This window comes from Halorubrum sp. SD612, from assembly GCF_002135005.1.
Window position 1 is genome coordinate 1 of record NZ_NEWI01000098.1, and the last position, 10,863, is coordinate 10,863.

The following is a 10,863-nucleotide window of genomic DNA, read 5'->3' on the forward strand; positions in this document are numbered from 1 at the left end:
GTCTATCACCGTCTCCTGCGTCTCGTCGACCTCGTCGCGGAGCTCGCTGATCTTCTTGTAGGTCCGCTCCGCGCGGTCGGCGAGCGTCTGGATCTTCTTGGCGGTGTCCCCGAATCCCATACCGAGGGGTCGGCCCGCCGATACGTGTGCCTTTCCGTTCGGTTCGCGCGCTTCCGGCCGCCCCGGTACCGCCGCCCGTCGCCCGGGAGCGCCCGCGCGCGACGGTGGACTTTTGCCCGACTCGTCCCTGAACACGGTATGAGTGTCGACCGGATCATCCTGACCAACGACGACGGCGTCGACGCCGCCGGACTCCGCGCGCTCTACGACGCGCTCGCCGAGGAGTACGCGGTCACCGTCGTCGCGCCGGCGGCCGACCAGTCGTCCGTCGGTCGGCTCCTCTCCGAGGACGTCGCCGTCGCGGACCACGAGCTGGGGTACGTCGTCGACGGTACCCCGGTCGACTGCGTCGTCGCGGGCCTGGACGAGCTCGTCCCGGACGCCGACGCGGTCGTCGCCGGCTGTAACGAGGGGGCGAACCTCGGCGCCTACACGCTCGGTCGGTCGGGGACCGTCTCCGCGGCGGTCGAGGCGTCGTTCTTCGGCGTGCCCGCGGTGGCGACCTCGATGTACGTGCCCGGGGGCGACGACTGGTGGAAACGCGAGTTCGAGGGGGCCGACTTCGCCCACGCCGCCCGGGCGACGCGGTTCCTCCTCGACGAGGGGGTCGAGGCGGGCGTGTTCGACCGCGCCGACTACCTCAACGTCAACGCGCCGATCGCGGACGCGGACCGCGCGCCGCTGCGGGTCACGACGCCCTCGACGTGGTACGGGATGCGCGCGGAGCGGAACGGCGACGGCCGCGTCGGGTTTTCCGACCCGATCTGGGGCCTGATGAACGACGGCGACGTGCCCGACCCGGTCGGGACCGACCGGCGGGCCGTCGTCGACGGCGAGGTGTCGGTCTCGCCGCTGTCGGTGCCCCACACCGCCGAACCGGACGCCGGCCTCGACGAGGTGATCGACGCCTACGAGGCCGCGGTTCGGTCGTGAAGGCGGTCCCGCGACGCCCTTACCCGGCGCGCGGGCCCCTGTGCCGCGCTACTCCCCGTCGCCGGTGCTGACGGTCACCTTCGCCTCGCTCAGCACGCGGTCGCCCATCTCGTAGCCCGGCTCGTACACCTCGTGGATGGCGCCCTCCGGCCGGTCGCTGTCGACGCGGAGCATCACCTGATGGCGCGCGGGGTCGACCTCCTCGCCCGGCTCGGGGTCGATCGCCTCGACCCCCTCCTCGGCGAGCACGTCGTCGAACTTCCCCAGCGTCGACTCGACGCCGGGCCGGAGGTCGCTCCCCTCGTCCTGGTCGAGCGCGCGAAGGAGATCGTTGCGAACGGGGGTGAGCCGCTCGACGAGCGCCTCGGAGGCGCGCTCGCGGATGTCCTCCTGCTTCCGCTTCGCGCGCTCCTTGTAGTTGCTGAAGTCCGCCTTCACGCGGGCGAGCTTGCTCGTCAGCTCCTCGACCTCCTCGTCGCGCTCGCGGAGCTCCTCGCGGGTCTCGGCGAGGTCCGCCTCCAGCGCCGCGACCTCCCGCGCGAGCGCCTCGTCGTGTTCGGCGACGGCCGCGGCGATCGCCTCGCCGTCGCGGCGGGCGTCGTCGGCCGATTCGTTGCCGCCCGGCTCGCCGCTCGCTCCCTCGGCGGCCGCCTCCGCCGTGCCGTTCGCTCTCGCCGCGTCGCCCTCGGCGTCGTCGGGGGACTCGACATCGACGGCGTCGTCGTCGCTCATACCCGATCGAAGTCGGTCGTCGGGGATAAGCGTTCAGAACCGCGCCGCGACGAGCCCGGGCCTCCGCTCGAGCGCTACCGCCGAGCCGACAGCGCGGTGACGACGCCGTTCGTCCAGCCGAACCCGTACTGGGGGTCGTACTCGCCCAGATCGGCCGTTTCACCCTCCGTGCGGACGTCGTACTTCTCCGCCATTCGCCCCGTCTCCTCGAAGGAGTTCCGCGCGAGGTCGACCCAGCGCCCCGCGATCTCGTCGGCCAAGTCGTCGTGGCCGTACCGGCGCAGCCCGGTGACCGCCATCCAGTGGAGGGGGGCCCAGCCGCTCGGCGCGTCCCACTGCTCGCCGGTCGCTTCGAGCGTCGTCACCAGTCCGCCGGGGCGGAGGAAGTCCCGGCGGAGCCGGTCCGCGACCGCCGCCGCCCGGTCGTCGGTCGCGGCGCCGGTGAAAAGCGGCGCGACGGCGGCCAGCGTGAGGCGGTCCGATTGGCGGTCGTCGACCCACGAATGGTCGACGTAGAACCCCGCGTCGGCGTCCCAGCAGTACCGGTTGATCGCCTCGCGACGGTCGGCGGCGAGGTCGGCGTACCGCTCGCCGGCCTCGGTCCGTCCGACACGGGGGAGCCACTCCGCGAGGGCGGACTCCATGCCGTAGAGGACGGCGTTGAGGTCGACCGGCACTAGGTCCGTGGTGCGGATCGTGGTGAGGTCGCCGTCGTCCGCGAGCCAGCGGGAGCTGAAGTCCCACCCGGACTCGCAGGCGGCCCGCACGTCCCGGAACAGCCCGGGCCGCTCGTCGACGGGGACGCGCTCGGCGAGCCGCCGGTCCTCGTGGTACGACTCCGGTCGCGGGCGTGCGCGGTCGTCCCAGTACCGGTTGAGGACCGTCCCGTCCGCGAGCCCGACGGCGCGGCGGTGGGCCGCCGGACCCTCCGCCTCGGCGACCCGACCGGAGCCGTTCATCCAGAACTCGTGTTCCGTTCGGAGCGCCTCCACGTGGGGAGCGACCGCGTCGAACCCCTCGACGCGCTCCAGCACGCGGAGCATCCGGTAGAACAGCGGGACCTGCGACCGGCTGTCGTAGTACGCTCGGTTCCCCAGCGGGACGAAGCCGAAGCGGTCCAGAAGCGACGCGATGTTCCCGACCATCCCGGCGATCAGGTCGGTTCGGTCGGCCGCCGCCAGCCCCTCGGCGGTGAAGTAGCTGTCCCAGTAGTACATCTCGCGGAAGCGGCCGCCCGGGACCACGTGCGGGTTCGGGAGGGGAACGAGCGTCGACCCCGCCGCGCCGGCGTCCTCGAACGTCCGGGTCAACGTCCCCCACAGCGAGGAGACGTGGTCCTCCATCGACCGCGACGCCGCGAGGTCCGGCGACGCCGCGACCGGCTCCGGCAGCCGGAAGTGGGCCTCGACGAACGACTCCAACTCGAAGTCGGGGCGGTCGCGTCCGGACAGGTACCGCTCGAACACGAGATCCGGGGAGACGCGCGGCTCGGCGTCGACGAACCGCTTGTCGTCGTCGTAGAGGTCCCGACGCTGGACGGTCCGAAAGAGCTCACCGGAGATCTGCGGAAAATCGGTGTAATCGAAGAGACCGGAACTCATCTTCCTCACGTAGTGAAAGGATTGCTAAGTAATTATTGAATTAGCCGGGAAGAGAACGGATAACCCACAGCTCCGGCCGTCCTCTTATCCATGGTCTATGATTAATTATAAGTGTAATAAATGACTACGGGCGGGTAGTTGATGACCCGCATTAGCATGCGATCGGTGAGCAAGTACTTCGACGGGGGTGACACGGTCGCCAACTACAAGCTGGACATGGAGGTTGACGACGGTGAGTTCGTGGTGTTCCTCGGGCCGTCCGGCTGCGGCAAGACGACCGCGCTCCGGATGATCGCGGGGCTGGAGGACCCCTCCGAGGGGGAGATATACTTCGACGACGACCGGGTCGACGGGACGCCGCCCGCCGATCGCAACGTCGCGATGGTGTTCCAGAACTACGCGCTGTACCCTCACATGACCGTCCGGGAGAACATCGAGTACCCGCTGAAGGTCAGGGGGGTCCCGCCGGAGGAACGCGACGAGCGGGTCGCGCAGGTCGCGGACCTGCTTCACATCGAAGACCAGATGGGGAGCGACCCGGGAGAGATCTCCGGGGGCCAGCGCCAGCGCACCTCGCTCGCGCGGGCGATCGTCCGCGAGCCGTCGGTGTTCCTCCTCGACGAGCCGCTCAGTAACCTCGACGCGAAGCTCCGCTTAGAGATGCGCTCCGAGCTCAAGCGGATTCAAAACGAGCTCGGGATCACGACCGTCTACGTCACGCACAACCAGGAGGAAGCGATGAGCATGGGCGACAAGATCGTCGTGCTGAACGACGGGACGATCCGGCAGGTCGCCGACCCCGAGGAGCTGTACCAGCGGCCGCGGACGACCTGGGTCGCGAAGTTCATCGGCTCGCCGCCGATGAACCTCTTCGAGGGGGAGAACCGCGACGGTCGCGTCCGGCTCGCCGAGGGCAACGCGCTCCCGATGCCGGCGGAGACGTCGTCGCAGACCGTCTCGGTCGGGGTCCGCCCCGAGGACATCGACGTGTCGACCGAGGCGCCCGACACGGACTGGACCGTGCCCGGCACGGTGAAGACGGTCGAACCGCTCGGGGAGTACGTGCTGGTCAACGTCGAGGTCGGCGGCTCCGTGGTGAACGTCAAGGTCCCGCACACCGACGCGACCGCGGGCGACCCGATCCACCTCACGTTCGACCCGACCGACGCGTACCTCTACGACGGGGACGGGGAGCTGGTGGCCTGATATCATGTCCGTCGAATCGTACCTCGAGGATCGGCTCGACCGCGACGTGGACGGGGAGAAGCTCACGGCGATCCTCGTATTCATGCTCCCCGGCCTCACGCTGTTCGGGATCTTCTCGGTCGGGCCGATGCTGTACTCGGCGGTCGGGAGCTTCTTCACCTGGGACGGGTTCACGATCGGGCAGTTCGCGGGATTCGAGACGTGGATCGCGACGCTCAACGACGACGCGATCATCAACTGGGACAACCTCCTCGCGCTGGAGTACCCGATGGGGGCGCTCCCGCAGAACATCATCTGGATGATCGTCCACGTGCCGCTCAGCACCTTCCTCGGGCTCGGTCTCGCGCTGCTGTTCGCCGACCTGCGCGGCCGGAGCGTCCTCCGGTCGATGGTGTTCCTCGCGTTCACGACGCCCACCGTCGTCATCGGACTCGTGCTGCTGTTCGTCTACGACCCGCAGGCGGGGATCTTCAACGAGCTGCTCCGGGTTATCGGGCTCGAAGGGCAGGTCCGCAACTGGACGCAGGAGCCGCAGATCGCGATCTACGCGCTCATCGCCGGCGGCGTCTGGGTCCAGACCGGGTTCAGCATGCTGCTGTACAGCTCCGCGCTCGCCGGGATCGACCCCGCGCTGCTGGAGTCCGCGCGCGTCGACGGCGCGGGGCGGTTCCGCCGGTTCAAGGACATCATCTGGCCGCTCGTCAAGCCCGTGACGGCGGTCGTCGTGATCATGAGCATGATCTGGGTGATCCGGATCTTCGCCATCGTCTACGCGGCCGGGGGGCCCTCCGGCGGTCCGGGCGGCGCGTTCTCCGTCCTCGGACTGGAGGTGTACCAGGCCGCGTTCTCGGTCCCGATCGAGTACAGCAAGGCGATGGTCGTCGCGCTCATCGAGCTGGTGATCGCGCTCCCGATGGCGTGGTACATCGCGTCCATGGACTAACCGACAATGACTGACACACACAACCCAGACGGCTCGACCGACACGCACCGCAGCGACGATCCGACCGACGGCGGGCGCGGGACCGGCTCCGACGGCGATCCGAAGACCGACGGCGGGCGCGTGTACCACGAGCCGCCGGAGACCGCGCCGCTCTCCGACAGAGGCCTCCTCGAACGCGCCCGCGCCGCGGTCCCGAGCGCGCCTCGGGCAGTGCGGTACGCGGTCGCTATCGGCGTCGCGCTGCTGTGGCTCGTCCCGCTCGTGGGGCTGTTCATGGCCTCCGTCCGCCCGCTGGACCAGATCATTCAGGGCTGGTGGACGCTGGAGGGGATGACGGTCACCTTCGAGAACTACGCCCGCGCGTGGACGTTCCAGTCCGGCCCGATGCGGCAGGCGATGTACAACACCGCGATCGTCACGATCCCGTCGGTGCTCGCCGTGACGCTGCTCGGGACGATGGTCGCGTACCCGTTCGCCCGCTTCGACTTCCCGCTGAAGAAGTGGCTGTTCTTCCTGCTCATCGTGGTCATGGCCGCGCCGCCGGAGTTAGTGGCGATGGGCAACTACAACACGCTGCGTACCACCGGCCTGTTCGACACGTACATGGGCCTCATCTTGGTCCACATCGGCTGGGGGATGGGCTGGGTCGTCATGTTCCTCCGGAACTTCCTGCTCGGGCTCCCCGAGGAGCTGGAGGAGGCGGCGCGGATCGACGGCGCCTCGCGCTACCAGATCTTCAAGTCGATCGTGTTGCCCTACTCCGCGCCGGCGCTCGTCTCGGTGGCGGTCATCCAGTTCACGTGGGTGTGGAACTCCTTCTTCTTCCCCCTCGTGTTCATGCGGTCCCGCGAGAACCAGCTCGCGCCGCAGGTGCTGCCGCTGATGAAGGGGCGCCTCCAGATCGACTGGGCGCTCGTCGCCGCCGGCTCGGTGCTGACGATGATCGTCCCGATCCTCCTGTTCGTCACCCTACAGCGGTACTACAAGCAGGGGATGGTCGCCGCGGTCGCCGACTGAGCCGCCCCCGTCGCCGGTCCGTTTTTCCGTCGAGACGCCGCCCGTTCTCTCCCGTCAGGAGTCGCGCCACTTGTGGCCGCACTCGACGCAGGTGAACAGCCGCACCTCGTAGGAGCCGCCCGGCTTCGGCAGCATCTCGGAGGTGGCCCGGTTGCCGTCGTAGTCGGCCGCCGGACGGGGCTCCCGCGTCGTCTCGGCGGCGTCCCGGTCGCGTCGGCCACGGCGGGCGCCCCGTCGTCCCGCTGTCCGTCCCGGGTCGCCATCGCCGCATCCGCCTGCGAGTCTCGCGGCGCCTCGTTCTCGCAGGAGCGACACGCCCACGCGTCGCCCGCCGTGTGCATCATCGACCCGCACTCGTCACAGAACTTCATGCGCGGTGAGTACGCTCGGCCGTCGGATATATCTGTTAACCTCCGCTCGGCGACGAGTAAAAAATAAACCGCGATCCACCGCGTCAGTACGGCAGCACGCCGGTCACGGTGCCGAAGAGCGACGCGCCGATCGCGAGCGCCTGCGCGACGAAGAAGGCCTTCGAGGAGGCCCACCCGAAGTACAGCAGCGCGATCATCGGGACCGCGCCGATCACCGCGGGCCACGTGCCCATGGTGAACAGGATCGCGAGGAGTCCGGTCGTCGCGAGGATGAGCACGTCCATCCCGAGCGAGACGAGGTTGCGCCGCCGCAGCTCCTCGGGGTCGAACATCCGCGCCAGCGACCCGCGCCGGTCGCTCCGGTCGTCCGCGGTCGACGTCGACTCCATCGTCAGTTACTCAGGGTCTCCTCGTGGGCGTCGTCGAGCGCGCCGACGAGGTCCTCGGTCGGCGTGTCGGGCGAGGCCCACAGGCCCTTGAGCTGCGACCAGAACTCCTCCTGGAACGGGTTCCCGAGCGCGTCGTCGAGGTCCGGCACGACCGTCACCTCGGCGGCGAGGTCGGGCAGGTTCGCCATGACCTCGATCTCGTAGGCGTCGTCCGGGACCTGCGTGTTGGAGGCGATGAACCCGCCCTCCTCGACCCACACCTGCTGGCCCTCGGCGGAGACGAACGAGCTCAGCGCGTCGCGGGCCGCGTCGACGTTGTCCGAGTACGTCGGCACGGTGAACCAGTTGACCGACGAGGAGATGCCGTCGACGCCGGGCAGGCGGAAGACGCCGAGGTCCGAGGGGTCCTGGACCGCGTCCTGCGCCGGCGTGAACGAGCCCATGAAGTACAGCGGGAGGCTGTTGTCCCAGAAGTACTCGTACTGGACGCCGAAGTCGCGGGTCTGGCTGAAGTACCCCTCGTCGTGGAGGGTCTTGATCTCGTCGAACGCCGCCGCGACCCGGTCGTCGGTCATGGAGGCGTCGCCGTCGATGAGCCCCTGCTGGAGCGACGCGCCGTCCTCCTGCCGCATGAAGAAGCCCTCGGTGATGTCGCTGAGCGGCCAGCCGGTGCCGTTCCCGGAGGCGATGGGCGCGTCGACGCCCTCGATGGCGGCGATGTCGTCGAGCAGCGTCATGAACTCGTCCCAGCTCTCGGGCTCGGAGAGGCCGTGCTCGTCGAAGAACGACTTCCGGTACCAGAAGCCCGGCTTGAGGTCCATCTTGAACGGCGCGGCGTACACGTCGCCGTCAACGGTGACCCGCGACGGGTCGACCGCGAAGTTCTCCGCGTCCCACGCGTCGCCGACCGGCGCGAGGTGCCCGTTCTGGGCGTCCGAGATGATCCGCGCCGGCGAGGGCATCACGACGATGTCCGCGGAGGCCACGCCGGACTCGTAGTCCATGAGCGTACCGGTGAGCAGGCTGTCGGTGTCGCGCGGGAAGTACTCCATGCTCATCCCGGTGTCCTCCTCCACGAAGCTCATCACGTTGCTGAACGACTCCTGCTCGCCGCCGGACCAGACGCCCGTGATTTCGAGGCTGTTCCCGCTCCCGCCGTCGCCGCCGTCGCTCCCGTCGGAGCCGTCGGAGCCGTCGCCGCCGTCTCCGCCGTCGCCGCCGTTACCGGAACACCCGGCGAGCGCGACGCTGCCGAGCACCGACGCGGTGCCGGTCGTCTTCAGGACGCTCCGCCGCGTAGTACAGGATCGATCATCGGACATGTCGTCCCAACCCAGTCGGCCCACTTACTTCAAATTTGCTTATTAATTACCGCTATAGTTACTAATCAGAATCGGGCGGTCTCGGAACGCGATCACGGTTATTTATGAGTGTATTCCGGGTTGATGGGGGTATGACGGACAGAGCCGAACCCCCGTCCGACTCGTCTGACCGCCCGAATCTCGTCCTCGTACACTGTCACGACCTCGGACAGCACCTCGGCTGTTACGGGGCCGACGTCGACACGCCGAACATCGACCGGATCGCGGCCGACGGCGCCCGGCTGGCGAACAGCTTCTGTTCGGCCCCGCAGTGTTCGCCGAGCCGGTCCAGCATGATGACCGGCCACTACCCCCACGAGAACGGCGTCATGGGGCTCGCGCACATGGGCTGGGCGCTCGGCGACGACTGGGAGACCCTCCCGAAGCGCCTCCGAGCGGCCGGGTACGAGACGGCCCTGCTCGGCTTCCAGCACGAGGTGCCCGACGAGCCCGAACGGCTCGGCTACGAGCACGTCGACAGCGGGACGAAGCGCGCGCTCGAACTCGTCGACGTCGTCGACGACTTCTTCGCCGAGCGCGCGGACGCCGACGACCCCTTCTTCGTCTCGGTCGGCATCGAGGAGCCGCACCGCCCGTTCCGCCGGGGGTACCTCCCGGAGTCGACGTACGACGCGTACGACCCCGAGGCGATCCCGCTCGACGACTTCCCGTACCTCCCGGACGCGCCCGGGGTCCGCGAGGACGTCGCCGACCTCCGGTCGGTCATCTCGGAGGTGCTCGACCCGGCGGTGGGCCGGTACCGCGAGTCCCTCGCCGACGCCGGGCTGGCCGAGGAGACGGTCTTCGTGTTCACGACCGACCACGGGCTGGCGATCCCCCGCGCGAAGGGCACCTGCTACGACCCCGGGATCGAGACCGCGCTCCTCGTCCACCAGCCGGGCGTCGTCGAGGGGGGCGACGTACACGAGTCGCTCGTCACCAACGTCGACTTCACGCCGACGATGCTGGACCTGCTCGGCGTCGAGCCGGCGACGGACGCCTCCGGCGAGTCGTTCGCGCCGCTGCTCCGGGGGGAGCCCCACGACGGCCGCGACCGGCTCTTCGCCGAGATGACGTGGCACGACCGCTACAACCCGATCCGCGCGGTCCGGACGGAGCGCTACAAGTACGTGCGAAACTTCTCGCTGCTTCCGAAGGTGTTCGTCCCGATGGACGTCGCGCCGACGGCCTCGGGCCGCGAGGTCCACGAGGAGTTCCACGTCCCGCAGCGGCCGGCGGAGGAGCTGTACGACCTCGAAGCCGACCCGAGCGAGTCCGAGAACCTCGCCTCCGACAGGAAGCCGTTCGAGGCGGCGGCCGAGGCGAGCGACCCGGACTCGGCCCACGTCGACGCCCTCGACCGGTTGCGCGACGAGCTGGAGGCGTGGATGGAGTCGACCGACGACCCGCTCCTCGACGGTCCCGTTCCGTACCCCGACGTGGAGTGAGGGTCTCGCGGGCCGCCGTCGACCGGAGGCGTCGCGTCGATCCGGGTCGTCGCGGACTCGGTGATTTTTAAGCACCGAAGTAGTTAATCGATCGACATGGACACCGAGGAACTCCTGGAGACGCTCCAGGCCGCGGACCTCTCTTACTATCAGGCGAACGCGTACGTCACGCTGCTCGAACTGGGGACCGCCTCCGCGACCGAGGTCGCGCAGGCCAGCGACGTGCCCGACGCCCGGATCTACGACGTGCTCCGGGACCTCGACGACTTCGGGTACGTGGAGCTGTACGAACAGGAGACGTTCCAGGCGCGCGCGACGGACCCGGAGACGATCGTCTCCGGGCTCACCGACCGCGCTGACGCGCTGGAGTCGGCGGCCGCCGAGATCGAGGAGCGCTACGAGCGACCGACGCTCGACACGCAGACGGTCAGCATCGTCAAGCGGTTCGACACTGTCCTCGAGGCGGCTCGGACGTTCGTGCGCGACGCCGAGACGCAGGTCCACGCGACGCTCACCCGCGACCAGTTCGCGGCGCTGCGCGGCGACCTCGTCGACGCCCGCGACCGCGGCGTCACGGTCAACGTCACGGTCCTCGCCCGCGACGGCGACGAGCCCCTCGAAAACGCCGACTTCGAGGGCGCCGTGAGCGCCGCCCACCGCATCTCGCGCCCGGCCCCGTTCGTGCTCACCCCCGCACCCCGACCCACCGCCTTCCCCCCGAACCCCGCCCCGTGGGCGGCAC

The 10,863-nt window shown here is 69.3% G+C and carries 11 protein-coding genes and 1 pseudogene; 6 read left to right on the plus strand and 6 right to left on the minus strand.

Annotated elements, in window-relative coordinates; all coding sequences use genetic code 11:
• On the minus strand, positions 1–120 hold a 120-nt coding region (locus tag B9G38_RS18555; protein WP_233127200.1), incomplete at its 3' end, for a DUF5798 family protein.
• A gap of 138 nt (positions 121–258) precedes the next feature.
• Here B9G38_RS18555 and surE point away from each other — a divergent pair.
• On the plus strand, positions 259–1,053 hold the full coding sequence (surE, locus tag B9G38_RS11410; protein WP_086220451.1) for a 5'/3'-nucleotidase SurE: 795 nt from the start codon (positions 259–261) through the stop codon (positions 1,051–1,053).
• 48 nt (positions 1,054–1,101) lie between these two features.
• Here the strand turns inward: surE and B9G38_RS11415 are convergent, their stop codons facing one another.
• Positions 1,102–1,785, minus strand: a complete 684-nt coding sequence (locus B9G38_RS11415; RefSeq protein ID WP_086220452.1) for a nucleotide exchange factor GrpE — start codon at positions 1,783–1,785, stop codon at positions 1,102–1,104.
• A gap of 74 nt (positions 1,786–1,859) precedes the next feature.
• Positions 1,860–3,386 carry a trehalase family glycosidase gene (locus B9G38_RS11420; RefSeq protein WP_086220453.1) on the minus strand — a complete coding sequence of 509 codons (1,527 nt, stop codon included), beginning with the start codon at positions 3,384–3,386 and terminating at the stop codon, positions 1,860–1,862.
• A gap of 156 nt (positions 3,387–3,542) precedes the next feature.
• Here B9G38_RS11420 and B9G38_RS11425 point away from each other — a divergent pair, with 156 nt between their 5' ends.
• From B9G38_RS11425 to B9G38_RS11435, 3 genes are read left to right on the plus strand one after another with little or no spacing between them, the layout of a single operon-like run.
• Positions 3,543–4,592 carry an ABC transporter ATP-binding protein gene (locus B9G38_RS11425; protein WP_086220454.1) on the plus strand — a complete coding sequence of 350 codons (1,050 nt, stop codon included), beginning with the start codon at positions 3,543–3,545 and terminating at the stop codon, positions 4,590–4,592.
• A gap of 4 nt (positions 4,593–4,596) precedes the next feature.
• A complete protein-coding gene (locus tag B9G38_RS11430) occupies positions 4,597–5,535 on the plus strand; it encodes a carbohydrate ABC transporter permease (RefSeq protein WP_086220455.1) in 939 nt (312 codons plus the stop codon).
• A 6-nt stretch (positions 5,536–5,541) separates the two neighbouring features.
• Positions 5,542–6,552 carry a carbohydrate ABC transporter permease gene (locus B9G38_RS11435; RefSeq protein WP_086220456.1) on the plus strand — a complete coding sequence of 337 codons (1,011 nt, stop codon included), beginning with the start codon at positions 5,542–5,544 and terminating at the stop codon, positions 6,550–6,552.
• Positions 6,553–6,606: 54 nt separating this feature from the next.
• On the opposite strand, the pseudogene B9G38_RS11440 reads toward B9G38_RS11435, so the two are convergent.
• From B9G38_RS11440 to B9G38_RS11450, 3 genes and pseudogenes are all read right to left on the minus strand, one after another.
• Positions 6,607–6,923: pseudogene (locus B9G38_RS11440) on the minus strand (RPA12/RPB9/RPC11 RNA polymerase family protein).
• Between the two features lie 83 nt (positions 6,924–7,006).
• A complete protein-coding gene (locus B9G38_RS11445; RefSeq protein WP_086220457.1) occupies positions 7,007–7,312 on the minus strand; it encodes a hypothetical protein in 306 nt (101 codons plus the stop codon).
• 2 nt (positions 7,313–7,314) lie between these two features.
• Positions 7,315–8,571, minus strand: a complete 1,257-nt coding sequence (locus B9G38_RS11450; RefSeq protein WP_086220459.1) for an ABC transporter substrate-binding protein — start codon at positions 8,569–8,571, stop codon at positions 7,315–7,317.
• Positions 8,572–8,765: 194 nt separating this feature from the next.
• Between B9G38_RS11450 and B9G38_RS11455 the strand changes: the two genes are divergently transcribed.
• Entirely contained in the window at positions 8,766–10,121 is a 1,356-nt protein-coding gene (locus tag B9G38_RS11455) for a sulfatase (RefSeq protein WP_086220458.1), read from the plus strand.
• Between the two features lie 96 nt (positions 10,122–10,217).
• Positions 10,218–10,863 (plus strand): TrmB family transcriptional regulator (locus B9G38_RS11460; RefSeq protein WP_143415424.1); only part of this gene is annotated, 646 nt, incomplete at its 3' end.